The organism is Streptomyces sp. NBC_01384 (assembly GCF_045040035.1).
GTDB lineage: Bacteria > Actinomycetota > Actinomycetes > Streptomycetales > Streptomycetaceae > Streptomyces.
On record NZ_CP109559.1, the window covers coordinates 9,940,304 to 9,965,674 of the forward strand.

At 70.6% G+C, this 25,371-nt stretch carries 25 protein-coding genes and 5 pseudogenes; 12 read left to right on the top strand and 18 right to left on the bottom strand.

The genetic code is table 11. The features are described 5' to 3' along the window. Position 1: 1 nt before the first annotated feature. On the bottom strand, positions 2-5,539 hold the full coding sequence (locus tag OG747_RS45685) for a hypothetical protein (RefSeq protein WP_405885263.1): 5,538 nt from the start codon (positions 5,537-5,539) through the stop codon (positions 2-4). A 280-nt stretch (positions 5,540-5,819) separates the two neighbouring features. Here OG747_RS45685 and OG747_RS45690 point away from each other — a divergent pair, with 280 nt between their 5' ends. Further along, positions 5,820-6,191, top strand: a complete 372-nt coding sequence (locus tag OG747_RS45690) for an SH3 domain-containing protein (protein ID WP_405885264.1) — start codon at positions 5,820-5,822, stop codon at positions 6,189-6,191. A 193-nt stretch (positions 6,192-6,384) separates the two neighbouring features. After that, positions 6,385-6,711: a cupin domain-containing protein gene (locus OG747_RS45695; protein ID WP_267060618.1), complete on the top strand. Its 327-nt coding sequence runs from the start codon at positions 6,385-6,387 to the stop codon at positions 6,709-6,711. Between the two features lie 55 nt (positions 6,712-6,766). Here OG747_RS45695 and OG747_RS45700 read toward each other — a convergent pair whose 3' ends face one another. The 3 genes and pseudogenes from OG747_RS45700 to OG747_RS45710 form a co-directional block, all read right to left on the bottom strand. Continuing rightward, on the bottom strand, positions 6,767-7,234 hold the full coding sequence (locus OG747_RS45700) for a peroxiredoxin (RefSeq protein WP_405885265.1): 468 nt from the start codon (positions 7,232-7,234) through the stop codon (positions 6,767-6,769). After that, a pseudogene (locus tag OG747_RS45705) lies at positions 7,231-7,603 on the bottom strand (MauE/DoxX family redox-associated membrane protein). The gene OG747_RS45700 and the pseudogene OG747_RS45705 overlap by 4 nt, the downstream one beginning before the upstream one ends. 110 nt (positions 7,604-7,713) lie before the next feature. After that, positions 7,714-8,292, bottom strand: coding sequence for a TetR/AcrR family transcriptional regulator (locus tag OG747_RS45710; protein WP_405885266.1), 579 nt, complete (start codon positions 8,290-8,292; stop codon positions 7,714-7,716). A gap of 12 nt (positions 8,293-8,304) precedes the next feature. Here OG747_RS45710 and OG747_RS45715 point away from each other — a divergent pair, with 12 nt between their 5' ends. Both OG747_RS45715 and OG747_RS45720 read left to right on the top strand, forming a co-directional pair. Further along, complete coding sequence (locus OG747_RS45715) at positions 8,305-8,502, top strand: hypothetical protein (protein ID WP_405885267.1); 198 nt, start codon at positions 8,305-8,307, stop codon at positions 8,500-8,502. A 46-nt stretch (positions 8,503-8,548) separates the two neighbouring features. Continuing rightward, a complete protein-coding gene (locus tag OG747_RS45720; RefSeq protein WP_405885268.1) occupies positions 8,549-8,860 on the top strand; it encodes a hypothetical protein in 312 nt (103 codons plus the stop codon). A gap of 30 nt (positions 8,861-8,890) precedes the next feature. Here OG747_RS45720 and OG747_RS45725 read toward each other — a convergent pair whose 3' ends face one another. From OG747_RS45725 to OG747_RS45750, 6 genes and pseudogenes are all read right to left on the bottom strand, one after another. Next, the gene (locus tag OG747_RS45725) at positions 8,891-9,340 is read right to left on the bottom strand and encodes a hypothetical protein (RefSeq protein ID WP_405885269.1); all 450 of its coding nucleotides are present in this window, start codon (positions 9,338-9,340) and stop codon (positions 8,891-8,893) included. A gap of 194 nt (positions 9,341-9,534) precedes the next feature. Further along, positions 9,535-9,774: pseudogene (locus tag OG747_RS45730) on the bottom strand (EamA family transporter); the annotation flags it as partial. Then, a complete protein-coding gene (locus OG747_RS45735) occupies positions 9,666-10,292 on the bottom strand; it encodes a hypothetical protein (protein ID WP_405885270.1) in 627 nt (208 codons plus the stop codon). The pseudogene OG747_RS45730 and the gene OG747_RS45735, both read right to left, overlap by 109 nt. Then, positions 10,177-10,506 (bottom strand): LacI family DNA-binding transcriptional regulator, encoded by a 330-nt coding sequence (locus OG747_RS45740; RefSeq protein ID WP_405886045.1) that lies wholly within the window; start codon positions 10,504-10,506, stop codon positions 10,177-10,179. Before OG747_RS45740 ends, OG747_RS45735 begins: the two co-directional genes overlap by 116 nt. A gap of 64 nt (positions 10,507-10,570) precedes the next feature. After that, positions 10,571-11,011, bottom strand: a complete 441-nt coding sequence (locus OG747_RS45745) for a hypothetical protein (RefSeq protein ID WP_405885271.1) — start codon at positions 11,009-11,011, stop codon at positions 10,571-10,573. Positions 11,012-11,423: 412 nt separating this feature from the next. Next, positions 11,424-12,167 carry a tannase/feruloyl esterase family alpha/beta hydrolase gene (locus OG747_RS45750; RefSeq protein WP_405886047.1) on the bottom strand — a complete coding sequence of 248 codons (744 nt, stop codon included), beginning with the start codon at positions 12,165-12,167 and terminating at the stop codon, positions 11,424-11,426. A gap of 323 nt (positions 12,168-12,490) precedes the next feature. Here OG747_RS45750 and OG747_RS45755 point away from each other — a divergent pair, with 323 nt between their 5' ends. The 6 genes from OG747_RS45755 (at position 12,491) to OG747_RS45780 (ending at position 18,303) form a co-directional block, all read left to right on the top strand. After that, positions 12,491-13,141: a GntR family transcriptional regulator gene (locus OG747_RS45755; protein ID WP_405885272.1), complete on the top strand. Its 651-nt coding sequence runs from the start codon at positions 12,491-12,493 to the stop codon at positions 13,139-13,141. A 48-nt stretch (positions 13,142-13,189) separates the two neighbouring features. After that, positions 13,190-13,939 carry a PIG-L deacetylase family protein gene (locus OG747_RS45760; RefSeq protein WP_405885273.1) on the top strand — a complete coding sequence of 250 codons (750 nt, stop codon included), beginning with the start codon at positions 13,190-13,192 and terminating at the stop codon, positions 13,937-13,939. Beyond that, positions 13,936-14,646 (top strand): 4-carboxy-4-hydroxy-2-oxoadipate aldolase/oxaloacetate decarboxylase, encoded by a 711-nt coding sequence (locus OG747_RS45765; protein WP_405885274.1) that lies wholly within the window; start codon positions 13,936-13,938, stop codon positions 14,644-14,646. The genes OG747_RS45760 and OG747_RS45765 overlap by 4 nt, the downstream gene beginning before the upstream one ends. Continuing rightward, the gene (locus OG747_RS45770; RefSeq protein WP_405885275.1) at positions 14,643-15,731 is read left to right on the top strand and encodes a 4-oxalomesaconate tautomerase; all 1,089 of its coding nucleotides are present in this window, start codon (positions 14,643-14,645) and stop codon (positions 15,729-15,731) included. The genes OG747_RS45765 and OG747_RS45770 overlap by 4 nt, the downstream gene beginning before the upstream one ends. A 10-nt stretch (positions 15,732-15,741) precedes the next feature. Next, complete coding sequence (locus OG747_RS45775) at positions 15,742-16,716, top strand: catechol 2,3-dioxygenase (RefSeq protein ID WP_405885276.1); 975 nt, start codon at positions 15,742-15,744, stop codon at positions 16,714-16,716. Between the two features lie 255 nt (positions 16,717-16,971). Continuing rightward, positions 16,972-18,303 carry an MFS transporter gene (locus OG747_RS45780; RefSeq protein WP_405885277.1) on the top strand — a complete coding sequence of 444 codons (1,332 nt, stop codon included), beginning with the start codon at positions 16,972-16,974 and terminating at the stop codon, positions 18,301-18,303. 74 nt (positions 18,304-18,377) lie between these two features. Here OG747_RS45780 and OG747_RS45785 read toward each other — a convergent pair whose 3' ends face one another. The 3 genes and pseudogenes from OG747_RS45785 to OG747_RS45795 form a co-directional block, all read right to left on the bottom strand. Beyond that, entirely contained in the window at positions 18,378-18,665 is a 288-nt protein-coding gene (locus OG747_RS45785) for a cupin domain-containing protein (RefSeq protein WP_405885278.1), read from the bottom strand. A gap of 529 nt (positions 18,666-19,194) precedes the next feature. Further along, positions 19,195-19,500 (bottom strand): annotated as a pseudogene (locus tag OG747_RS45790) (alpha/beta hydrolase fold domain-containing protein); the annotation flags it as partial. Further along, positions 19,481-19,990 carry an alpha/beta hydrolase gene (locus OG747_RS45795; RefSeq protein WP_405885279.1) on the bottom strand — a complete coding sequence of 170 codons (510 nt, stop codon included), beginning with the start codon at positions 19,988-19,990 and terminating at the stop codon, positions 19,481-19,483. The gene OG747_RS45795 and the pseudogene OG747_RS45790, both read right to left, overlap by 20 nt. Positions 19,991-20,137: 147 nt before the next feature. Between OG747_RS45795 and OG747_RS45800 the strand changes: the two genes are divergently transcribed. Beyond that, positions 20,138-20,323 carry a carboxylesterase family protein gene (locus OG747_RS45800; RefSeq protein WP_405885280.1) on the top strand — a complete coding sequence of 62 codons (186 nt, stop codon included), beginning with the start codon at positions 20,138-20,140 and terminating at the stop codon, positions 20,321-20,323. Between the two features lie 230 nt (positions 20,324-20,553). Then, complete coding sequence (locus tag OG747_RS45805; RefSeq protein WP_405885281.1) at positions 20,554-21,453, top strand: NAD(+)/NADH kinase; 900 nt, start codon at positions 20,554-20,556, stop codon at positions 21,451-21,453. Here OG747_RS45805 and OG747_RS45810 read toward each other — a convergent pair. From OG747_RS45810 to OG747_RS45830, 5 genes and pseudogenes are all read right to left on the bottom strand, one after another. Further along, a pseudogene (locus OG747_RS45810) lies at positions 21,416-21,613 on the bottom strand (transposase); the annotation flags it as partial. The gene OG747_RS45805 and the pseudogene OG747_RS45810 overlap by 38 nt on opposite strands. Positions 21,614-21,663: 50 nt before the next feature. Then, on the bottom strand, positions 21,664-21,849 hold the full coding sequence (locus tag OG747_RS45815) for a hypothetical protein (RefSeq protein WP_405885282.1): 186 nt from the start codon (positions 21,847-21,849) through the stop codon (positions 21,664-21,666). 521 nt (positions 21,850-22,370) lie between these two features. After that, positions 22,371-24,095 carry a dolichyl-phosphate-mannose--protein mannosyltransferase gene (locus tag OG747_RS45820; RefSeq protein ID WP_405885283.1) on the bottom strand — a complete coding sequence of 575 codons (1,725 nt, stop codon included), beginning with the start codon at positions 24,093-24,095 and terminating at the stop codon, positions 22,371-22,373. Between the two features lie 418 nt (positions 24,096-24,513). Further along, the gene (locus OG747_RS45825; RefSeq protein ID WP_405885284.1) at positions 24,514-25,017 is read right to left on the bottom strand and encodes a YitT family protein; all 504 of its coding nucleotides are present in this window, start codon (positions 25,015-25,017) and stop codon (positions 24,514-24,516) included. 32 nt (positions 25,018-25,049) lie between these two features. Next, a pseudogene (locus tag OG747_RS45830) lies at positions 25,050-25,313 on the bottom strand (MFS transporter); the annotation flags it as partial. Positions 25,314-25,371 lie beyond the last annotated feature (58 nt).

Consider the following 25,371-nt stretch of genomic DNA (forward strand, 5'->3'; position numbering starts at 1 on the left):
ATCAGGACGTGAGGCGGCCGTCCGGGTCGTGGAGCTTGGTGTGGTTGGACGGGTCCTGGAGCATACGGCGGGCCACGGGCGCCGGGATCCGCACGACCACCGGAGTGGGGACGGTGAAGTCCCGTACGGCGACGGAGGGGGCGCCGGAGCGGCCCCGGTTGCTCACCCGGGCCACCACCCGCACGTCCAGGGTGAACTGCACCAGCGTCGCCTCGAACTTGGGCTTGTGCAGAGGCATCGAGCCGGACCCGTGGGCCGAGGTGTCGGTGGCGCCGCCGACCTGGTCGACGTTGCCGAGGAGCTGGTTCATCCGGAACTCGTCCGCGTTGAGCACACCGGCGCCGCCCAGTCCCCGTACCGACTTGTTGTGCTCCACCGCCTGCTGGTGGTCCGTGCCCGTGGGCCGGGGCGAGTCCAGGGCGCTCTGCGCCACCGTCTCGAAGGTCATCTTGTCGCCGACGCCCAGCACACGGCCGGCGCGCAGCCGGGCGTGCAGTGAGGTCCGCAGATCCTGCCCCTGCGCGCCGGAGGCGTGCACGACGGGAAGGTCGACCCCCGCCGCGGTGAGCAGTGGCAGGGCGGAGATCAGCCACTCGGTGGACACCGCCTCGCGCTGGGCGTACGCCGCCGCGTCGCCCGTCTTGCGGTAGCGCTCCCCGCCGTGCGCCGCCCGTACCGCGTCGTCGATCACCCTGCGGATCTCGGGAGCGCCGCGGAACCCGTTGACCTGCGCCTCCATCGGCAGGCTCACCCCGCGGCCGTGCCAGGGCCCCAGTCGGCTCGCTTCGGCGTCGTCCTGCCGCAGGAACGCCTGTCCCGCCTCCGCGCGCGGCACCGGCCGCAGCCGGGACAGTGCCTCGAGGTCCTTGACCAGAACGCGGTGGACCAGGGACTGGCCGCCGAGGGCGGCGAGGCCCACCCGCCCACGGGACGAGTGCAGTTCGAGGGTCGCCTCGATCGGCACCCGCATTCTGACGGAACGGGCGGAGGCCTCGGCGACGGTCTTCATGCCGAGCTGACCCCGCCCCACGGTGGCTGACTTCGTGACATCGCTGACGCCGACGCCGAGCCCGCCGGAGCCGCCAACGCTCTTGAGCGGACCACCGCCGCCCTCCGGCTTGCCCGCTCCGGCCACGACCCCCTCGACGGTCCGCGTGTCGCTCGTCTCGCGGGTGTCCGCCCGCTGCGTGGCGGCCGAGGTGATGTACTCCATGTCGCGGCCGTCCTTCGCCTCGCCCTCGGACGTGCCCTGCCGGGTGCGGCGTATGCGGAACACGGCCCAGTACGGTGTGTTGCGGCCGCGGAACAGTTCGACGGGCACCCCGCCGTCCATGGCCCCGGAGAGCAGCCCGGCCGACCCGTCCCGGTCCAGGACACGCAGCAGCCGTTGCATGTTGTCGTGCGGATCGGCCAGTTGCTGCTTCGGCAGCAGTTCGTCGGCGAGAGACCGGTCACGCCGCCCGACGTCGGCGCGCAGCCGCTCGAGCAGGGGAACGAAGTCGGGCAGTTCCTCGATCATGCCGAAGCCGAGCGGCAACTCCTGGGCGAGGGCGGGCGCCGCCGGGGCGGTCGTGCTCGACGACTCCCCGCTCCGGGACGTCTCGGTCTGCTCCTGGGCGGCCTTCCCCTTGCCCTTGGACTCTTTGCCCTTGGATTCCTGGCCCTTGGACTCCGTACCCCGGCGTGCGGACTCCTCCTGCGAGGACGTCTGCCCGGCGGCCCCGGGAACGCGCAGGCCCGCCGCCGCCAACTGCTCCTGGGTGAGCCAGACGGCGGCCGCGGCGGGCAGTGTCCGCTCGCCCTTCGCGACGTACGGGCCGCCTCCCGTGACCTTGACCTCGCTGACCATCCGGACCACCAGGTCGCAGTGGACCAGGTAGAGGGGCCGGGTGCGCGGAGTGTGGGCGTTGCGTTCGACGGTGCCGCTCAGCGTCGTCGCCGTCGCCGCGCTCCGGCCCAGGCTCCGTCCGGCCGACACGCCCTCGCCCAGCCGCCAGCCGGCGCCGTTCTCCGATCCGAGGGCGCCGCCCTGCACGGTCGTGGAGGTACCGCTGCCCTCCTGCCCGGTCATCTGGTGGCCGCCGAGCAGGAACGTCTCGGTACCCGCCCCGGTGCCCTCCGCCACCACCTCCGGGTTGGTGAGGGCGAACCGGGTGCCGATCGCGCCGTTGAGCGCGTGGAGCCTGCGGGGGTACTGCAGGTTCTTCACCACCCACCCGGAGGACACCGCCTGGCGCAGCGCCGAGGTGATGGCCTGCGGACTGAAGCGTTCCTCGATCGCCAGCCGTGGCGCGAGGCCCTCCGTCTGCAGTGCGAGGTCCTCCCGCAGTTCCCGATTGCGGCTCGCGGCCCGCGACAGGAGCTCGAAGGCGAGGTCCCGGACCGGTCCACCGCCTCCGACGGTCTCCACCAGCGTCCAGTCCCGGACCGCCCGGCCCGCGATCGAGCGCGGCGCCATGGTCGACAGATCGCCGATGCCCGACGCGTTGAACTGCCGCTGCGGCGGCGCCAGTCCGGCGGTGCGCCTGCCGGTCCTGGCCGTCAGCCGGTCCTTCCCGGCGGTGTCCAGGGTGAACGCGGTCGGGGTGAGCAGCCGTACGTCCTGCTCGGCCAGGTCGAGCGCCTCGGTGTCCGCGGTCGAGGCGATGTGCACGGCGTCGGGTGCGTCCCGCCCCGGCATGCCCGGGGTGAGGGCACGTTTGGCGGTCCGCTCCCGTGTCGTCATGGTGACGTCCACGTCCAGGCGCAGGGCGCCACCGAACGCGCTGGTGTTCGCACCGCCGTTGGTGAGCACGTCGGAGCGTGTCGCCGGACCCGCCTGGTTGCGCCGGGTGCTCTGCCGGGTCCGCTCGCCACGCACCGTGGCGGACAGGGCACCGGGGATCAGCCGGAACTGGCCGAGCGCCAGTCCGCCGATCGACCGTGAACTGGACCGCCCGCTCTGCGAGTTGCTGCTGACGCCGCTGTGGCTGCGCACCAGCCAGTCCTTCGTCTCCCCCTGGTAGCCCGTCTCGCGCAGGGCGCCGGCGACCTTGATCTGGACGTCGTGCGCGTGCCATCGGCTCTTGCGCCGCATCCGGACCCGGATCCCGGAGGAGAGCAGCTGGTCCTTGTTGACCCGCAGGTTGGTCTCCGAGAGTACGGTGATCAGCTCGCGGTAGTTGCGCCGCTGCACCTCGCCCTCCTCGCGGCTCACCTCGGTCCCCGCCCCCGCGCCGAACGCGGGCAGATAGCCCGTGAGTCGCTGATCGGTGGCGAAGAGCCGCTCGATGCCGGAGAGCAGGGGAGCGGTGTCCAGCTGGCTGATCGCCACGCTCGACCCCATGGCCCCGAACGGCAGATGGCGCTCGGTGTCCGTACCGGCCGACGACCCGGCTCCGTCCCGTGACTCTTCCCCTTGCCGCCGGTCGAGCTTCTTTCCGTCCGCGTCCGTTCCCGGCTCCCTGATCATGGAGCCCGCCGTGACGCCTTCGGGCAGTTCGAGGCCCAGCGACCGGGCCTCGTCGGCGCGCAGACTGACCCACACATCCATCGAGTGCCGGGCCGTGCGGGTCCCGGAGCGCACCTTCATGGCGGGGGAGAGCGGTCCGGTCCCCTCGACGCTGAACCGCACCTTGCCGAGGTAGAGCACCTTGTCGCCCCTGACCTCGGCGCCCTGACGGCTCGACACCGTCTGCTCGGCCACCGTGAACCGCGCTTTGCGCGCGCCGGCCGTGGGCATGACCGTCGCGCGCACCGCTGCGGCGTTGCCCAGCACGCCGAACCCCGCCGCCGGGCCCGCGCCGAAGGTCCCCCCTCGGCCCTTGGCCGCCGTGTGGGACACCGAGTGCTGTGCCTGCTGGTGCGTACGCAGTTGGGTCTTGCCGGTCGTCCAGGTGGGCGACAGGGCGGTGAGGTCGGCGCGCATCCGGTAGGTGCCCGTGGCACTGCCGTCCTTGGAGACGAGATCCTCCCCGATCACCCAGCCGCTCAGCAGCCGGGGCAGGTCCTCCAGGACGGTCGTGGCGGAGGTGGCGTCGTGGAGCCGGGCCCGACCGGGCGCACCGCGGGAGGTCAGGGAGGGGTGCAGCACGGAGCGGACCGTGTCGAACAGACCGCCGCCGCCCGGATGAGGGGCCGCGGCGTCGTCCAGGGCGACCGGGGCCAGCGAGTCCGCGAGCCGTACGCTGCGGGCGGTCCCTGTACTGAGGGGGCGCGGCCGCGCGGGTGCCTCGGCGGTGACCGGCACCAGGTGTTCGGTGGGCACCCGCATCATGAGGGACCCGGCGCCGCTGAACGTCCGCGCCCGGCCGCCCCGCCCCTCGTCCTGGGGCTGGACCCGTACGCCGTAGCGCACCTGGCGCCGCATCTCGACGGACCCCTTGTCGCTGCGCAGCACCCGCGGTTCGGACATGGTCTTCTGCACACGGGAGTCGGTGGAGGACTGGAACGGCTGCGCGTTGGCCATGACCGCCCCGCCGAGCCAGACGCCCGGGACGACCGGCGCCAGCCCGAACGCCATGAAGTTGACACCCTTGCTGGACGAACCGCCCGAGGAGTGGCTCACCACGCCCGAGGTGTTGTGCTGGGTGTCCACCTTGATGTTGGCGCCCTCGGCCATCCGCGCGTCCTGGGCGGCCTGCCGGGGGGCGACCTTGGTGCCGGTGCCGGTGCCGCCGTCGTGATCGTCGGCTCGCGCCTTCCCTTTCCCCTTGCCCATGGCGGCCTCCGACTCGGTCAGCAACGCGGCCATGGCCTTGGCCTGTTGCACGGCCGCGGCCTGAGCCTTCGCGGCCTCGGGGGAGACGAAGGTCTCGGGCAGGTCGGTGCCGTCCCGGGAGATGGTGACGGTGACGTCGTACCACCCCTTGCCCTCCGGGCCCTCGACGGCGAAGGAGCGGCCCTGGCCGTAGAACGTCTCCGGCCGCCCGGCCAGTTCCTCGCGTATCTCGGCCACCGTCCCGTCGGACCGTCCGACGACCGTCCCGAGGGCGGTGGACACGAACTCGTGCCCGGTGAGCCCGTACGCCGTGGAGAGCCCCGCCGCCCGTAACTCCCGCAGGTACGGCGGCAGTCCGAGCGGCGGATGGGAGGCGCCGGATCCGCCGGCGATCGGCCGACGCGTGCCCGTCCGACGGGGGCGTGTCGTGGTGACGGCACGCGGCGGGGCGTTCTTTGCGCCTTCCTCGGACTCCTCCGCCGCCTCTTCGAGCGCGGGAAGCACCGCGGGCAGCCGGGTGGCGGCACTGCTCTCGGGCAGTTCTTCGAGGCTGGGCAGTACGGCAGGGGCGGGCCTCGGCGCGCGCGTGGTGCCCGCCACGCCCTCGGCGGCCGGGAGCCGTCCGCGCAGTGCGCGCGCGGTCGCCGCGTTGCCCGCGTTCCGCTGCAGGGCCAGCAGCGCCTGCGGAGTCATCCCGGGGCCGGGTGTCGGGGACGCCAGGTGCGGCGCCGTGACCTCCGCGCCGCTCCTGGCGGCCGAGGCCGTGTCCCGGCCGACGGCTCCCCGGCCGTGGTCCCCGGTCCTGCCGTTCCCGCCCGATGCCTGCCGCTGCCTACGCACAGTGAGCCATTCCCGTCATGAGGACCGCCGTCCCGCCCCCATCGGATCCGTCCGCTGGGGAGCGTAACCACTGCGTAGGCCCCACAGGGAGCAAGATCATGGACTCGGACATATGGACGCCCGCCGACCACCGAAGGGACAACGGCAGTACACCCGCGCTCCATCTTCCGCGGCCGTGCGCTCACTTCGAACACCGTTGAATGGCATTGCCGCCGTGCTCCGTCGGCGCCCACTGTGGCGGTGGTCGAAAGCGCAACACCACACACAGGGGGAATTCCTCATGCGCCGTATTCCGGCCGTCATCAGCACGTGCGCCGCGACGCTCGCCTTCCTCGTCCCGGCCGGCCTGGCCGCTGCCGCGCCCGCCGCGCCTGCCGCGCCCGCCGAGCAGTCGTACACCGTCGTGCCCTACGAGAACGTCAAGGTCCGCAAGCTGCCGACGAAGGACAGCGCCTACCTGGCCACCCTGACCGCAGGTCAGTCCTACACCGCGTACTGCTGGACCCACGGGCAGACCATCACGGACCACGGCTCCACCAGCCACATCTGGATCCATCTCTCCGGCGGCCCCGGCATCGGCAACGGCTGGGTCAGCGCCCTGTACCTCCGCGGTGACGACCGGGCCGATCTTCCGGCCTCGGCGCAGTGCTGACCCGCGCGGCAGCCGGTCCAGGCCGGGCAGCAGAGGCCGTACGAAAGGGTGCAGCGTGGCGACCACAGCGAGTTGATCATGGTCGAGCCATGCCTGTCGGACGGACCAGTCAGATGACTGAAGCTGAGTCGAGCCACCGCTTCGCACAATGGACGAGGTCCCGCCCGATCGCCCCACGAAGAGAAGGATCAGCATGCACGTGGACGCCCATGACGATGAGATCTGGGCCGTACTCGAAGGTGAGATCACCTTCTTCGTCGGAGAGCAGCGCTACGACCTCGGTCCGGGCGACGTCGCTTTCGGTCCGCGCGGCGTCCCGCGCCGCCATGTCGTGCGCAGCCCGGAATCCCGTCTGCTCGTGACCTCGGTGCCCACCGGGGTCGCGGAATGGTTCACCCGCAACGGCACCCCGGTGGCCTTTGCCGGTGAACTGCCCCCGTCCCTCGGCCTCGACGCCGCTGCCGGCCTGGTGGGCGCCTACGACCTTCATGTCGTCGGCCCGCCGGCCACGGGCGAGTGACGCGGGCGCGCCGGGGCGAGGCAGGACGATCCGGCCGCCGCGGGGGAGCCGAAGGTCAGCCCTGATGGGCCCGCAGCGCGGCGAGGGCCCGGTCCGCGTGGGCGCTCATCCGCAGTTCGCTGCGCACCACCTCCAGGACGGTGCGGTCCTGCGCGATGACGAAGGTGACCCGCTTCGTGGGTGCCAGGGAGAAGCCGCGCTTGACTCCGAACCGCTCGCGGACCGTGCCGTCGGCATCGGACAGCAGCGGGTACCCGAGCGTGTGACGCCCGGCGAACTCCTGCTGCTTGTCGACCGCGTCACCACTGATGCCGACCGGCCGCCCGCCGGCGGCGGTGAACTCGGCGGCCAGATCGCGGAAGTGGCACGCCTCGGTGGTGCAGCCGGCGGAGAGGGCGGCGGGGTAGAAGAACAGCACGACCGGTCCCTCGCCGAGCAGCTCGGTCAGCTTGCGCTCCGTACCGGTCTCGTCCGGCAGGGCGAAGTCCTCGATCTTGTCGCCCACATCCACACCACGCGTCATGACTGACTCTTCCCATCCTTGGCAACGCTGCGTGCCCACAGTACAAGGGGCACCTGCAAGGGGAGTCGCGCGATCGCCGCGACCTTCTGCGGAGCGGGACGCCGGCGCCAGTCCACGGCCATCTGGACGTTGGCGGGGAACACCCCGACGAAGAAGGCCGCGCGCGGCCACCCGCCGGGTACGGGGCACCGCCACCCCGGCGGCCAGCGTCAGTTCGGCGACACCGCTCGCGTACGTCCAGGTCCGGGGCGCCCCCGGCAGAGCCCGCGGAATGGTCGCGTCGAACTGCCGTGGCGACACGAAGTGACCGACACCCGCGGTGGCCAGCAGGCCGGCGAGCAACAGAGCTGAGCGTTCCGACCGTGGCACGGCTCCTCCTCCAGGGGACTGCCGCGAGATATTACTGGAGGGTAAGTGTGGTGTGGGCGACGGGGCTCACGAAAGGGTAGGGGCTCCCTCCTGCCTGCCCCGGGCCGATGTCAGCGCGCGGCGCGGACGCCGTCCAGCGCGACCGTGAGGACCCGGTCGCGCTGGGTGTCGTCGAGGAAGTTCGTCGAGGTGATCCCGGCGACCATGCGCAGCAGGTCGTCGAAGTCCATGTCCGCGCGCGCCTCGCCGGCCTTCTGTGCCCGCTCGAACAGCGGGCCGCCCGCCTGGTACATCGAGTCCCGGCAGGCCAGGAAGATCTCCGACTCGTTGGTGAGCGCCTCGCGGATGGCACGCTTGGTCACGGTGTAGTCCACGAACCGCCGCAGCCACGAGGTCAGCGCTTCCCACGGCTCCAGCACGGTGACTTCCTGAGCCACCCGGCACAGGGCGTCCACCTCGTCCGCGTAGACGCTCTCGAAGAGGTGACGGCGGGTGGGGAAGTTCCGGTAGAGGGTGCCGATGCCGACGCCCGCACGCCGGGCGATGTCCTCCAGGGACGCCTCCGCGCCGTGCTCCGCGAACGCCTCGCGCGCGGCGGCCAGCAGGGCGTCGTAGTTGCGCGCGGCGTCTTTGCGGTGTGGGCGCCGGGACGCCACGATCCCGCTGACGGGGAACGGCTGAGCCGTCACTGATGCCTCCCGGTGGAGGAGAAGGTTCCCTACGAGTCCGGATACACCCACGGGTTCACCCTGCTCGCCCTGCTCTGCCTGGCCGCGGCGCTGGCAGGCCTGCTCGTTCCCGTCCAGCGCGCCGGACGGGTCTCCGGCGGAGCCCGCGCGGGCGACGACTCGTCCCGTACGGAGGCGGGAACCGCTGCCGCTTCCGGCGCACGGAGCTGACGCGCACCACGCCCACCACGCCCGCGGACCGCAACGATGGGTGACGATGCTGCTCGGACCGCGCCGTGACTCCGAATGGGCGGCGCGCTCACTCGACCCGGTGAGCGCCGTCGCGGGTCGCCGCTACGCCGAACTGACGGACGGGCGTCCGGCACATCCGCCACTGCGCACCCAACTGGTCGCGGAGTGGCGGGCCAAGGGCCGAGACCGCCGCCGTGACCGTCGGACACCAGGACGCAAGAGCGGGACCGGCGGGACCGGCGGGACCGGCGGGACGAGGAGCCGCCGGACCCGTCCCCCCGCCGTCCCCTCCCTGTACCCGCCGTACCCCGTATCCCGTGGTCTGCTGGGGTGGTGAGCCCCTCTGCGCGGTGTCGCGGGGTCGGCCTCACCCGCCGTGCAGGGGCGCCAGGACGGCGAGCGTTCCATTGGCCTGCTGCAGTGCCGCTTCCAGGGCGACGGCGGCATGGAGGGCCCCGCTGCCGTCGGGTGGGATGATCCACTCCAGGTACCTCGCGGCGCGGTAGGGCGCTGGTACGGCGACCCACGAGCCCTTGCCGGCATGGCGGAGCCCGGATCCGATCCAGCGGCTGGCCGGATCCGGCGGCAGGAAGAAGCCCACTCTGCGGGCCGCGGTGTCCGCCAAGGTCGGCCCTGGCGCGTGCAGGGGCTCGTTCCACAGGATGTCCAGCGCCAGCAGGCCGAGTTGCTCGGGAACGCTGAGTACGTCCCAGAACCGCCCGGCCTCCATGAGTACGGTCCCCGGTCCCTGGCCCCACTCCCGCTTGCAGGCCCGGGGGTCCGCAGCGGCTGCCGCGAGCCACTCGACACTTTGCATCCGGCATGAGCAACTCCAGGGCATTGGCAGGCCGTCTGACCAGGCATGGAGCGACGCGGTCAGATGCGAAGCCGCATCTGGGCGCCAACCCGGCGCGTTCATGCTGGTAGATATTTCTTCCTTGCGGAAGGGGTGGCGTGACGTGGCGTACTGCCGAAACGTTCTTCTGGGGAGGGGGGTGGCGCCGATGTCCGTCAGGTCCGCGACGTGAGGATGCCGAGCGCGTCGGCCGCGCCGATCGCGCCGATGGCGGCCCACTCTGTCCATCCCAGGCACTGGCCCAGGACGATCTACTTGACCAGACCGGCGAGGACGGGGTTGACGCTCATGAAGAGACCGAAGGCCGGGGCCGGGAAGCGGCGCAGGGTGAACAGGTCCGCGAGATACAGCACCGCGGAGGACAGAACCCCGGCGGCGACGGCGCAGCCGACGGACCCCTTGGCCGTGGTGCGCAGACCGCCGGCCGACCGTCGTTTCGATCCCGCCGTCGTGGGGCTGGAACGGCGGTGGTCTCCCGGGCGAAGCGCAGGCGCGCCTCCAGCAGCGGGGAGTCGTGGTCCGGCAGCGCCATCGCGATGTGGCGGTGGCCGCGGTCGACGAGGTAGCGGATCTGCAGGGCGACGTTCGCGGCGAACCCGTCCTTCCAGTCGCCGCCGCCCGCCGACTCGTGGCCGGTCAGATGCGCGGCGAACCGCAGTACGGCGCGGGGCGCGATCGCGTCGAGCACCTGCTGCGTCGACTGTGGTGTGGCATGCCCGTGCCGGACGAGCAGGACATGGTCGTGCGCGGCGAGCTCGTCGTCGAGGCCCCGGATGTAGCTGCGGGAGTAGTTGCCCTCAAGCCCCCAGTCGACATTGAGGACGACGATCCGGAAGGAGCCCTCGCGCAGCGCCCGCGCGATCCCGTGCGGCGCGTAACCGCAGGTCGCGTGCTGCCCGGCGTACGCGCTCACGCGTGGCCGCCGAGATCGTCTGGTTCGGATCGTCGTTGAGTACGAAGCTCACGGTCGCCCGCGACACTCCGCTCGCCGCGGCGACGTCACTCAGTGTCACACGCCGTGCATCGGCCTTCACCACGCCCCCGACCGGTTCTGTTGCGACGGTACCGGGACCGTGGACACCGCAAGTGTGAACAGCACGCCAAGCGGTCCCGCGCTGCTGTCGCATCGCGGGACCGCTGGAGAACACTCGGCTGGCTTTGCCGAGATGATGTGCCGTCAATCTTCAGGTGTCAGTGGCCGCCGCCGCCACCGCCGCCGCCGTGGCCGCCGCCGCCGCCGCCGTGGCCGCCGCCACCGCCGCCGTGGCCGCCGCCACCGCCGCCGCCGCCGTGGCCGCCGCCACCGCCGTGACCGCCGCCGCCGTAGCCACCGCCGCCGCCGTGGTCGCCGCCGCCGCCGTAGCCGCCGCCGTGGTCGCCGCCGCCGTAGCCACCGCCGCCGTGGTCGCCGCCGTAGCCGCCGTGGTCGCCGCCACCGCCGCCGTGGTCGCCATAGCCGCCATGGTCACCGTGGTCCCCGTGACCGTTCCAGTCGTTGCCCCAGTTGTTGCTGTAGGAGTCGGACGAATTCGAGTGGTAACTGCTGGCGGCACTGGCGATGCCGGCGGTTCCGAAGGCCAGCGCCAGCGCGGCGAACACGCTGGCAATCAGCCGGAAGGTCCTTGATGTCATGACCCGCATGATGCTTTCCCTTCCCGGGAGCGTAGACGGGTTGTTCTGGCCCTGCATGGGCGCGGTGACGTCAGCGCCGGTGAGGCGCTGGAACATTCGCGAAGGGGTCCGGTACATCGGCCTGGGAAATGACGGGAGTTGCCGTCGCCGACTCACGCGCTGGTTGCGCGGCATCGGGCCCACCCGGGCTGCTGAGGGCAGCAAACCCCGCGGCGGAGCCGCCCGTCCGTGTGACGACCAACGACCGAATGGTCGCCGGTCGGGGTGTGTCGGTCGGGATGGTGGAGATTTTGCGTTTTCTCACCAGGTAAAGGCGGATATTCTGTTCAATCCGTATCCAAACTACGCATATGTCTACAAGGAAGTCAAGCGCAGAAGAGCGGCCTCGGGCGCACCGGAAGGCCCCCTGGAATCAGAGGCAACCTTCTTTCGCCGTTGAGGAATTGGCGCCCTTTGCCACGAGGTGACCGTCACCGTCCACACGGTCGGAAACGGCCCCGAGACCGAGCCGGCGGGGGACTGTGTCCGACCGGGGAAGGGTGAGCTCGACGGGGAGCGGGCGGTAACTGTCCGTCTCCGCAGGGCGACATCTTCGGCATCCACAGCGTGAAGGTCGCCCCTTGTCCATGCCCGGCGAGGAAGCGGTGATGTCTCCGTGGTGGGCGCGGGTGATGCCCGTGAGGGCGACGCACCGGTTGTCGTACGAGGGCGCAGGCGCTCCCTGATGGCCCGGACAGGGCGGCGATGTCCGCCGGTTCGCGGTGCGGGGCGAAGGCCCCTTCTTCGACCCGGGACAGGCTGGAGAGGCCGGCCGCCAGCCGGCGCAGCCGGTCGAGGTCGTCGGTGAGCGAGGCGAACATCGCGTCATCCGGCGTGAAGATGCCCCGTAGCCGCCCGCGCAGTGGAACATGCCGGGAACCGTGTAGAAGCGGTAGAACTTGTCGGCGGTCGCCCTGCCCGTGGTGTCGATGACCGCCTGCCGGTAGGTGATCGACCCCGTCGGCGGGATGTATCCGTCGGACAGACCGTGCCAGTGGATCAGCTTGCCGCCGGACCTGTAGAAGGCGGCGAGGTCGGGGTCGGTGGAGTCGTAGATGCCGCCGGACTCCTTCAGATATGCCTTGAGGTTCTTCCCGGTGAACAGCGAGGCGGTCAGCTGAAGGTTCGGGTCGCCCTTCCAGGATGACTGTGGCGGATCTGGCGCAGGTGATGCATCCGGTCCTCCTCGGCTCGGGGCGGCCCGGCCGGGTGCCGGGCAAGTCCTGACGTGCGTGGATCGGGCCGCCGCCGGGTGCCGTCGGCCGGACGCGGCCCACGCCGAACTGCCGAGCGACCGCGGGACGCTCGGGGCCGGTCAGCGCTGCCGTGGCGGATGACCGCAGCGCCGACGAAGCATGTCGGCAACATAGAGAACAAAATTGTTGACAATCTTGTCGGGCTGGATTTAGGTTCGACAGGCACTCACTCAGGGAGGGCGCGATGCCGAAGGAAGCCCGTCCAGGCACCGGCGAGCAGGCCAAGCAGCACGCACTGGTGCAACTGCGGCAGGCGATCCTGCACGGCGAGATGGCACCGGCCCAGCGGCTGGTGGAGAACGAACTCGCCGAGCAGTTCGGTGTCACGCGGGCCAGCGTCCGGGCGGCGCTGATCGAGCTGGAGTCGGAGGGACTGGTCGAGCGGATCCGCAACCGCGGCTCGCGGGTGCGGGTGGTGACGGTCGAGGAAGCGGTGGCCATCACCGAATGCCGCATGGTCCTGGAGGGCCTCTGTGCGGCCAAGGCGGCCGTCGAGGCGAGCGAGGATCGGCTGGACCAGTTGACCGACCTGGGCACGGCGATGTCGAAGGCGGTCGCCAATGGCGAGCCGGTGGTCTACTCCCAGCTCAACCACGAACTGCACGACCGGATCAGGGAGTTCTCCGGCCAGCAGGTCGCCGTGGAGCTGCTGGAGCGGCTCAACGGGCAGCTGGTGCGCCACCGTTTCCAGCTCGCGCTGAGACCGGGGCGTCCCCAGCAGTCCCTGAGTGAGCACCTGGCCATGATCGAGGCGATCAGGGCCCGGGACCCGCAGGCGGCCGAAGCGGCCGTCCGTACCCATCTCGCGGGAGTCATCGACGCGCTGCGCCAATGACCTCGCGGGGGTGGGGCAACCGGCCTGTCCACCAAGGAGATTCGAGCAATGACGCACGGCAAGGCGCCCACCACCCCACGATCGACACTCGTCATCACCGCGCACGCCGGGGACTTCGTCTGGCGGGCCGGGGGAGCCATCGCCCTGGCCGCCTCCCGTGGAGAGAAGGTGACCATCGCGTGCCTCACCTACGGGGAGCGCGGTGAGTCCGCCAAAGCCTGGCGGGAGGGCAAGTCGCTGGAGGAGATCAAGGAGATACGCCGTGCCGAGGCCGAGGCGGCCGCCTCGACCCTGGGCGCCGAGGTCCGTTTCCTCGACGCGGGCGACTACCCCCTGCTCGCCACCCAGGAGCTGACCGACCAGCTGGTTCGGATCTACCGCGACACCCAGCCCGACGTGGTCCTGACCCATCCCCTGGACGACCCCTACAACGGCGACCACCCGGCGGCCGCCCGCATGGCCCTGGACGCCCGCGTCCTCGCCCAGGCCATCGGCTACCCCTCCGAGGGCGAGATCATCGGAGCCCCGCCGGTGTTCTTCTTCGAGCCGCACCAGCCGGAGATGTGCGGCTTCAAGCCGGAGGTCCTCCTCGACATCACCCCGGTGTGGGAGACCAAGCGCAAGGCCATGGAGTGCCTGGCCGCCCAGCAGCACCTGTGGGACTACTACACCGACCTGGGCAAGCGGCGCGGCGTGCAGCTCAAGCGCAACGCGGGCCCCAACCTCGGCCTGCCCCACGCCACCTACGGCGAGGCCTACATGCGTCCCTACCCGCAGGTCACGGAGGAGCTGGCATGAGCGGCCTGATCATCACCAACCCGCCGCGCGCCTACGCCGAGGACGTCGAGGCACTCGGCGACTACGGCGTGGCCACCGTCCACGAGGGCATGGGCCGCACCGGCAGCCTCGGCCCCGGCTTCCGGCCCATCCAGCAGGACGTGCGCATCGCGGGCACCGCGGTCACCGCCCTGTGCTGGCCCGGCGACAACCTCATGATCCACGCGGCCATCGAGCAGTGCGGGCCGGGTGACATCCTCGTCGTCACCACCACCTCGCCCTCCACCGACGGCATGTTCGGCGACCTCTTCGCCACCGCGCTCCAGTACCGCGGAGTGCGCGGCCTGATCATCGACGCCGGGGTGCGCGACACCGCCGACCTGCGCGCCATGGGTTTTCCCGTCTGGTCGACGGCCGTCTGTGCCCAGGGCACGGTCAAGGCCACCGCCGGCTCGGTGAACGTGCCCGTCGTGCTCGGCGGCCAGGTCATCCGTCCCGGTGACGTCATCGTCGCCGACGACGACGGCGTGGTGTGCGTACCCCGTGAGAAGGCCGGTACGGCCGTCAAGGCCGCCGAGGCGCGCACCGCCAAGGAGGACGCGTCCCGGGCCGCCTTCGCCGAGGGGCAGCTGGGCCTGGACCGCTACGGGCTGCGCGAGACGCTCGTACGGCTCGGGGTGCGGTACCAGCCGTACGAGGAGTACGCGCGCAACGGAACCGTGTCATGAGCACGGGCGAGGAGCTGCGCTGCATGTTGATGCGCGGCGGGACCTCGAAGGGCGCCTATTTCCTGGCCGAGGACCTGCCGGCCGACGCCGGGGCGCGCGACGACCTGCTGCTGCGGGTCATGGGCAGTCCCGACGCCCGGCAGATCGACGGCCTCGGCGGAGCGCACCCGCTCACCAGCAAGGTCGCGGTCGTCTCCCGCTCCGAGAGCCCCGACGCGGACGTCGACTATCTCTTCCTCCAGGTGGGGGTGGACCGGGCTGAGGTCTCCGACCGGCAGAACTGCGGCAACCTCCTGGCAGGGGTCGGCCCGTTCGCCGTCGAACGCGGTCTGGTCGCCGCCCGGGACGGGCACACCTCGGTACGGATCCGGATGGTCAACAGCGGTGACCACGCCACCGCCACCTTCCCCACGCCGGACCGGCGCGTCTCCTACGCGGGCGCCGCGGAGATCTCGGGCGTGCCGGGCACCGCCGCCCCCGTGGTGATCGAGTTCGAACAGGGCAACAACCCCCTGCTGCCCACCGGGCACGCCCGGGACATCGTCGCGGACACCCCGGTGACCTGCGTGGACAACGGCATGCCGACCGTGCTGATCGCCGCGTCCTCCTTGCAGGTCACCGGCTACGAGAGGCCGCGTGACCTGGAGGAGGACCTGACCCTGCACGACCGGCTCCAGCGGATCCGCCTGGAGGCGGGCCGGCTGATGGGCCTGGGCGACGTCAGCGAGACGACCGTGCCCAAGCTCAGCCTGCTGGCGCCGCCCACGAACGGCGGCGCGGTGATGACCCGCACGTTCATCCCGGTCCGCTGCCACGCCGCCATCGGCGTCCTGGGAGCCGCCAGTGTCGCCGCCGGGCTGCGCATCCACGGCAGCGTCGGCGAGGACATCGCCCGTCTGCCCGAGAACGGCGGACGGCTGCGCATCGAGCATCCGACCGGATTTCTCGACATCGAGAGCGAGATCGACGACGGCACCTCGGGGGCCGCCCCCGTGGCCCGCCGCACCGCCGTCGTCCGCACCGCACGCAAGATCTTCGACGGTACGGTCTTCCCCCGGCCGGCCGGAGCCGCACTTCACCCTTAAGGAGGCCCCTATGGCCCCGCCCCTCGGCGACATCGCCCACCTCGGTCACGTCGAACTGCTCACCCCGGACCTGGACGGAAGTCTGCGGTTCTTCACCGACTACCTCGGCCTGACGGCCAACGGCCGTAGCGGTGACTCCGTCTATCTGCGGACCTGGGACGACTACGAGCACCACAGCCTCGTCCTCACCGCGCACGAGACCTCCGGTCTGCGCCGCACGGCCCTGCGCGCCTCCAGCGAGGAGGCCCTGCAACGGAGGGTCAAGGAACTGGAGGCCGGAGGCCATCAGGGCCGCTGGACCGAGGACGAGCCGGGCCTCGGTCCGCTGTACGTCACCACCGACCCCGACGGCCACGAACTGGCCCTGTACTGGGAGTCCGAGTGGTACACGGCCCCGGACGAGCTCAAGCCCGGCCTGAAGAACCAGCCCCAGGCCAAGCCCGGCCACGGTGTGGGCGTACGCCGCCTGGACCACGTCAACTACCTGGCCGCCGACGTCGCCGCCAACGCCGACTTCCACCAGCACCTCCTGGGCGCCCGGCCGACCGAGCAGATCCAGCTCGACGGCGGCAGGATCGCTGCGAAGTGGCTGACGTTCACGAACAAGTCGTACGACGTCGTCTACACCGAGGACTGGACGGGCTCGCGCGGGCGGCTGCACCACATCGCCTTCGCGACCGACACCCGCGAGGACATCCTGCGCGCCGCCGACCTCGCCATCGACACCGGCGTGTTCATCGAGACCGGCCCGCACAAGCACGCCATCCAGCAGACGTTCTTCCTCTACGTCTACGAGCCCGGCGGCAACCGCATCGAGCTGTGCAACCCGCTCACGCGACTCGTGCTGGCCCCCGACTGGCCTCTGATCACGTGGACCCAGGCCGAGCGGGCCAAGGGACAGGCGTGGGGCCTGAAGACCATCGAGTCCTTCCACACCCACGGCACACCGCCGATCGAGCAGACCGATCAGGGCACGGACGGCTGAAAACAAGCCAGCGAAACGGGCGGGGCGGCACACGGCTGTGTGCCGCCCATGGCCGTTTCACCTGCTGTTTTCGTCCTGCCGTAGCCTCCAGGAACGGCTGGCTGGATTGTTCCTGAGATTGTTGACAAAAGCGTTGACGCTTGGGGAACCGGAACCTTAGCGTCGTGCGCACCATCGGGTCAGCCGCTCGAGCCGCACCGACCCGCCTCACTCATCCCCTCCAGGGACACTTCTCCCGGACGAGAGGAAACAATGATGTCTCCCTCCCCAGACCTGCGCGCCCGCGGGACCAGACTGGCCACGCTGGTCGTCGGCCTGTGCTGGCTGGTCGTGCTCTTCGACGGTCTCGACATGTTCGTCTACGGTTCCGTGCTGCCCAACATGCTCGCCGAGCACGCCCTGGGGCTCCAGCCGTCCCAGGCCGGCGACCTCGGCAGCTACGCCACCTTCGGCATGCTGATCGGCGCGCTGTCCGCGGGTACGGTCACCGACTGGATCGGCCGCAAGAAGGTGATCATCACCTGTACGGCGGTCTTCTCGCTCGCGTCCGCCGTCTGCGCCGTCGCCCCCAGCCTCGGTGTCTTCGGCCTCGGCCGCTTCATCGCGGGTCTCGGCCTCGGCGGTCTGCTCCCCACCACGATCACCATGGTCGCCGAGTACGCCCCGCGTGGCCGCCGGGCCCTGATCGTCGGCACGCTGATGACCGCCCACCAGGCCGGCGGCATCCTCGCGGGCTTCGTCGGCCTGTGGACCACCGGCGCGGGCCAGTGGCGCGTCGCCTACTGGATCTGCGTGGTCCCGCTGCTCATCGGCGTCCCGCTGATCGCCAAGTACCTCCCCGAGTCGCTGAACTTCCTGATCGCCAAGGGACGTACGCGGGAAGCCCACGAGCTCGCCGAGCGCTACGACGTCGAACTGCCCGCCCCCGCGGCGGAGCGCCCCGCTGCCGGGGACCGCTGGAGCGCCGTCATCGCCCTGTTCCGTGGCGGCCTGTGGCGCACCACGCTGCTGTTCTGGCCGGCCTCCTTCTGCGGCCTGCTGCTTGTCTACGGCGTCAGCAACTGGCTGCCCACCATGATGCGCGGCGCGGGCTACGAGCTCGGCTCCTCTCTCTCCTTCGTCATCGTCATCAACCTCGGCGGCATCGCGGGCATGCTGATCGCGGGCCGTTTCTCCGACCGCTTCGGCGGTGCGCGCGTCGCCACCGTCTGGTTCGCGGCCACCGCCCTCGGCGTCTACCTGCTCGGCATCCACATGGCGCTGCCGCTCACCTACATCGTGGTCTTCCTGACCGGCCTGTTCCTCTTCAGCGCCCAGGCCATGATCTACGCGACGGTGGCAGGCCGCTCCAGTGACGACAACCGCGCCACAGCCGTGGGCTGGGTCTCCGGCATCGGCCGCTTCGGCGCCGTGTTCGGACCGTGGCTCGGCGGCCAGCTCGTCGCGGCCAAGTCCGAGACCTGGGGCTTCACCGCGTTCGCCATCGCCGCCGTGCTCGCCACGGTCTTCGTCGCCCTCACCGGCCTGCGTGGCCCGCAGCACACGCCGCAGCCCAACGCCGCCCAGCAGCTGACCACCACCGGCTGACCACCATCGGCTGACCACGAGGACATGTCTGAGGCCGGGACCTGGCGGGGGCCCGGCCTCAGACATGTCCGTTCTCAGCCCATCTGGTCCTGTGCCGAGAGATGCTCCACCGTCACCCCGGTCTCGGTGAACGTACGTGTGACCGTCCCCGACGTGTACACCCACAGGATGCGCAGCGGGCGGTCGCCTGTGTTGCGGAACAGGTGGGGGACGGGCGACGGGACGTACGTGGTGTCGAATTGCTCCAGCTTCGTCACCTCGCCGTCGACGACCACCTCCGCCTCGCCCTCGAGGATCGTCACGTGCTCGTCGCAGTTGTGCGAGTGCAACGGAGCCCCGGAGCCGACCGGATACACGCTCATGCCGCTGGTGATGCGGTTTTCCCCGCCAGCGTCCACACCCTGCCCACGATGATCACGCGGGCGGCGGAGCTGTCGCGGACGGTGCGGAGGGCGTCTTCTACCCCGGCGAGCGCAGCGCCTCCGTGAGCGTGCAGCGGGCCGAGAAGGGGGTACCCGTAGCGCCGAAGGTGTGGCGCGAACTGACCGAGAGCGCGGGCAAGTTGGGCATCACGCCTCCCGAGGTCCGATCGCAGGGCTGACAGGCGCCTCCATGAAGAGGGGGATGGAGGAGAGGGTGGCCGGGGCGTCCGATGTACGGCGGGCGCCTCGGCCACCCGACGCCCGCCCGCTCAACCCGGCTCCGGGCGCGACGTCCACCCCGGCGCACACCTGCTCAACCGGCCTCGGGCGTCCCGGTGTTGATCGCCTGCCGCACATGGCGGGCGATCAGGGCGTAGGTCTTCAGGGCCTTCTCGTCGTCCGTGCCGTCATATCCGTGATCGGCTCCGGGCACGTCGTAGTGCTCGACGAGGGATCCCGCCCGCTGAAGACGCGCGGCGTACCGCTCGCCCTCCGCCTTGAGGAGGTCGTACTCCGCCGTGACGACGAGGGCCGGGGCGATGCCCTTGAGGTCGACCGTGTCCGCCGCACCCGCGGGTCACACCAGCCGGTCGGCGCGCTCCCGGGGATCAGGTACGTACGCGCTGTCGAAGATCTCTCCCATCCAGGGGCGCAGCACCGGCTTGGCGATGGCGGCGCGCTTGTCCCGGGCGCTCGTCGCGAGGTCCAGCGGCGGGTAGTGCAGCACCTGCAACGCGATCGAGGGCCCGCCCTCCTCAAGCGCCTGACGCGCCACCGCCGCGGCCAGCGCGCCGCCCGCGCTCTGGCCCCCCCACGGAGAGCCGGCCGCCGTCCCAGCCGTGCTCGCCGCCGTGCTCGGCGATCCACCGGACGACCTCGAACGCCTGCCGGGGCGGAGCGGGGAACCGGTGCTGCGGGGCGACGACGTAGTCCACGTTGATCACGGCCACCCCCGCCTCCGCGGCGAGGTGACGGCAGAGCGGATCGTCGATCTCCGTCAGGGGCATGACGTAGCCGCCACCGTGGAAGTTGACGTGCACCGGCGGCGGTGGACCCTCGGTCGTCGGCAGGTACACCATGGCGCGGGCCGGAGCGACCGAGGTCGGGACCGTCAACTCGCGTACGGTGCGCGGGAACTGGGGGAAGCGGCCGTGTGAAGCGGCAGCGGAACCGCGACCGCTCGGGCGCCGGTCGGCCGCCACGGCAAGGCGCTGCATCGACTTGGCGGCGAAGGAGGCCACCGCGGGCCGGGCGAAGAGAGACATACGGTTCCGATCGTCGAGCCGTGTCGCCAACCACGTGTCGCCAATCGACAGGATTCCTGGCAATTGGTGGGGCGATGCTAGCACGGGCACTCGCATCCCCTCGGGCCCTCTCGGGCGCTTGCCGGGGTCGCCCTGCGCACGGCGGACTTGTTCGGGGACATCTGCCCGCAGCCGGTGAAGGGCTCCAGCTCGGTCTCGATCGGCGAGGACTGCCTCGACCTGAACGTCTGGACAGGAGCCGCGTGCGCCGGAGAGAAGCGCCCGGTCCTGGTGTGGATCTACGACGGACGGTTCGTCGGCGGCCACGGCTCGGACTACGTGGTGACTTCGTGACCGACGGCAATCCGAACGGCAAGGGTCTCGCGCACCGGGCCGCCGCGCATCGCCGCTCCGCGTCGACGAGGGAATTCGGCGACACGCCGGTCGGCCATGTGCCGGCCGCCGCCCGGCCGGTTCCTTACGAGCCGACCGGGCTGCATTTTCGTGCCGCACCGACGGGGAATCGTCCTCGCAGGGCAATGATGGACCACTTGGACATGTCGTATCGACGAAGGGAACCTGTCATGGGTCTGATCGGATCGATCGGCCTGATCCTGCATCCCAGGCGCCATCCGGGACCGGTCATCGAGTCGATCGTGCGGTGGGCCCGCAAGAACGAGACCGAGGTGTTGGGGCTGCCGGACGAGGTGGGCCGTATCGACTGCAGTGCCGTGGCCGTGCCGGCGGAAGCCCTCGTCGCCCGGGCCGGCCTGATCGTCAGCCTCGGCGGGGACGGGACCATGCTCCGCTCCATGCGGCTGCTCGCCGGTAGCGCCACCCCTGTGCTCGGCGTCAACCTGGGCCGGCTGGGCTTCCTCGCCGAGATCGATGTCGACGATCTGCCGCCGGCGCTGGACCTTATCGACAGCGGCAAGTACACCACCGAGCCCCGCATGGCCGTACGGACCCGCCTTCCGGACGGGCGCGAGGTCCGTGCGTTCAACGACATCGCCCTCGTACGGGTGCCCGGCAGCGGCATGGCCGCCATCGCGATCCGCCTCCAGGGCGACGAGTTCATCCGTTACGCGGCCGATGCCGTCGTCGTCGCCACCTCGACCGGATCAACGGCGTACAGCTTCGCCGCGGGTGGTCCGATCCTCTCGCCCCGGGTGGAAGCGATCCTCGTCGTCCCCGCGAGCGCGCACTCGTCGTTCGACCGGGCGCTCGTCCTGCCCGCGGACGAGGAGGTCACCCTCGAACTGCTCCCCACGACGGGGCGTCTGGCGGTCGAGGTGGACGGCGAGGTGGTCGGCTACCTCGACGCGGACGACCGGATCACCGTGGCGGCCTGTCCCGCGGCGGCTCATGTCGTGCGCCTCGGCGGTACGACGTTCTACCAGCGGGCGCGCAGAAAACTCGGCATCAAAGGAAGCATCGAAGCGGGTCACCGAACTTCCCAGGGGCATGCCGGTCCCTCGACGTAGCCCTGGCAAGCGATCTCACCGGCCCGTCGCCGCACAGCACAGCATCAGCCGGCTCGAACAGCGCGTCCGAACGAGCGGTGAGAAAGGAGTAGAACTCGCCCCGGAAGCATGACAGTTCCGTCAACGCCACCTGCCGGGCATCGTGATGCAGCAGACTCATCCTCACGTCCCTTGTGCTGGACGTGTGTGTTCCTTGGGCGGAGCACATGTTCAGACGAAGGCCGCTTGCGTAAAGTCCGGTCGGGTGTCGAGGGAGACGACGATGTGGCTGTTCTCCACCGTGTCCACGCGCATGCCGAGCAGTGCGCTGAAGTGTGGGATGTCGGTGGACCGTTCGGTCTGTACCCACCGCATGAGTTCGAGTCCGGACATGGCGGTGAGGTCTGCGGTCGTCACCTGTTTCTCCTTGCTTGTGCTGAATGACTGGCGCTTGGTGTTGGTTTTGCGGCGGGCTGTTGGGGCGAGGTCCGCGGCGCTCGCGGGCAGGAGTGAGGTCTCGTTCCTCAGTAGCTGTTGTCGTTTTGGACTTGAGGGCTGCGTTTCCGCTGGTCGGGCGTAGGGCGGGAGTTCTGTGGGAGTAGTGGCCTGTCGCTGTGTCGCTCCCCGGGAGGTCGTGGATGCCGTCGGTGGTTGAGCTGCTGGAACAGCGTGAGCTGGGTGCTCGCCATCTCGTGGACGAGCTGCGGGAGGAGGCCGACCGTTCAGCATCCTCGCCCGTCTGAACCACTCGGGCCTCCGCCAGATCGGGGTATTGCCCGGGGCTCCGCCCCCGCCGGTCAGCGGGGGTTCGGTCCTTGAGATTGCGTGTCCGGGGCCGTCTCCGGGCCGTACGAGGGCGACCAACGACAGCCGCTGACAACCACCACCGACAGAGATGGCACGGCAGACTGCCGCGCCATCTCTGGGCGTCTACGTAGCTAGACCCAGGTGTCCAGCCACATCCGCGACCGCCACTGGTCGATCGGAATGGCCGTGCCTGTGTACAGGGGCCAGAAATAGATGAAGTTCCAGGCGATGAGCAGCACAAGCACGCCCGCGGCCACCGCGCCCCGTGTGCCGCGTTTGCCATCCGCCCCCGGCGGCCCCAGCAGCGCGCCCAGCATCATCGCCACGGCCAGGCACAGGTACGGCACGAAGGCGACCGCGTAGAAGGAGAAGATCGTGCGGTCCTGGTACAGGAACCAGGGCAGATAACCGGCAGCTACCGCGCACAGGACGGCGCCGGCGCGCCAGTCGCGGCGCAGTGCCCATCGGTAGAGCAGATACATAAGTGCGCAGCATGCCGTCCACCACAGGAGCGGTGTGCCCAGTGCGAGGATCGCCTGCGAGCAGTCGGCCGTCGCGTGGCACCCGTCCTGCCCGGGTTTCGGCGACTGGTAGTGGAACAGCACAGGGCGGCCGAGGACCAGCCAGCTCCACGGGTTGGACTCGTACCGGTGCCAAGTGTGGAGCCCCACATTGAACTGGTACACCCCGTACTCGTAGTGCCACAGGCTGCGGAGCGGAGCCGGAATCCACGACCAGGTGCCGCCGCGGCCGTCTGCCCAGTGCCGTCCGTAGCCGTTGTCGGACAGGAACCAGCCTGTCCATGTCGCCAGGTAGGTCACCACGGCGACCGGAACGACGGACAGCAGCGACCAGCCGAGGTCCTTGCACAGCACTGCCCGGTACGGGCGGCGGGCTCCCGCCACGCGGCGAGAGGCGACGTCCCACAGCAGGGTAAGGACCACGAAAAAGGCGAGGAAGTACAGGCCGTTCCACTTGGTCGAGGCCGCCAGTCCCAGGAAGAGGCCGGCTGCGAGCCGCCATGGACGCAATCCCATCCCGGCGCGGTCGCCTGTGACTTGGTCCGGGCGTGCGTGGCCGTCCTCGCCCACCGGGAGGGCTGCCGCGAGCCGGGCCCGTGCGTTGTCCCGGTCGAGCAGCAGGCATCCGAACGCCGCCAGTACGAAGAACATGACGATGATGTCCAGGAGAGCGGAGCGGCTCATCACCAGGTGCAGACCGTCCACCGTCATCAGCGCGCCGGCCAGGCAGCCCAGCGCCGTCGACCGGAACAGGCGGCGGCCTATTCGGCACAGCATCAGCACCGACAGCGTGCCCAGGAGCGCGATCATGAAGCGCCAGCCGAACGGGTTGAGGCCGAACATCCACTCGCCGAGGGCGATCACCCACTTGCCCGTCGGCGGGTGGGCGAGGAAGGACCCGGTGTCGGAGAGCGGGATCACCTGAGGGTGCGCCAGGATCTGTGGGTCGGCGATCTTGCGGTCCGGCCAGGTGCCCTCGTAGCCGAGCTGCAGCAGCGACCAGGCGTCCTTGGCGTAGTAGGTCTCGTCGAAGACGAGGTCCTGCGGTTGCCCGAGGTGCCAGAAGCGGATCGCTCCGGCTAGGACGGCGATGAGTACCGGCCCCAGCCAGTCCATGGCCTTCGCGACGCGGTATGCCAGTGCCGGATTGATGCGTGTGAGCTCCCAGAGGCGGGTTGACGGCTCGGGAAAGGGCGGAACCAGGCGTTCGCGGATGTCGGTCCGGGGGCGTCCGGCGTATCCGAACAGGCGTAGCCAGTCCTGCCAGTTGCCGGGCGCCGTAGTCGGACGGGTGCTGTCGAGGACCTGGGAACGCGGAGCGCTGCTACTCGTCACCGGATGACTCTCGTGCGTGGCAGCCGAGTTCTGGCAGCGGGCGGCGGCGCAGGCCAGTCCTGTGCTGCCGAGCGTCGCGCTGTGTGATCCCCGCACGGACGGTCCGCTCGCGTTGAGGACGCAGCTCTCATACGGGGCCAGTATTCTTTTTCAGCTCTCTGACCTGCCCGGCGGCTTGCGGCCTTTGTGGGATCCGGACGCGGGACACGACGAGTGAGGGACGTCCGGGAGTCGTCGTTACTGCGGTAGGCGAACCTGGATAGGAAGAACTGGGTGATGACGCCGACGGTGAGGGCGTACAGCACGGTGCCGACGCCCACGCTTCCCCCGAGTAGCCAGTCCGCCGCGAGCACGATGATCTCGATCAGGGTGCGGATGAGCCGCGTGGAGCGCCTGGTTATGCCGGACACTCCGGTCATCAGTCCGTCACGGGGGCCAGGTCCGAAGCGCGCGCCGACATACACAGCGATGGAAAATCCATTGAGGAGACCCCGACCAGCAGGCCGGCCCGGGCCGGGAGCCCGAGGTGCTCGGGGATGAGTGAGAGGCCGAGATCCGATGAGTATGCCAGGACGATGATGTTGGCGACGGTGCCGAGTTTCGGTCTCTGTTTGAGGGGGATCCACAGCAGGAGCACGAGAACTCCGACGACGGCGCTGATAGTGCCGAAGCTGAGGGACGTGTGGTTCTCCAGCCCCTCGTAGAGAACGCTCCAGGGGTTGACGCCCAGCGAGGCCCGGACCATGACCGAGAGGCTGAATCCGTACAGGGCGAGTCCGATGAGCAGTTGGGGAAGGCGTCTCAGCGGGTGCTCACGGAGGGGGACGTAGGCGAGGAGCGGCGCAGGAAGGCGCGGTGCCGGAGCAGCTTCGGTGGGATGTTCCAGAGCACGGTCAGAGGGGTGCGGAGCGTCAGTGCTCACGGACGGACCTCCAGCGCGGCGCCGAGGGCCTGCAGGACGAACAGCGCCAGTCCGCCTGTCGTGCCCGACACCGTCCAACTGTTCGCGCTCGTCGTCACCCCGAAGTCACGGGAGACGAGCGGCAGCAGGGCCTGCGTGGAGTAGAGGAGCGCGACGGTCGCGACCCCGGCGGGGAAGAGGGCGAGGCTCATCCGGCGGTAGCCGGCGCCGCCCGGGGTCGGACGGGAATCGGCGGCGGGAAGGGCGGTGGCATTGGCGCCCGTGGTGGTGGACGCCCCGGTATCGGCAGCAGGCATGCCTCGAACGTACGGACCCCTAAACCCATCCGTCCAATGCACAGAAACTCCCTGATCG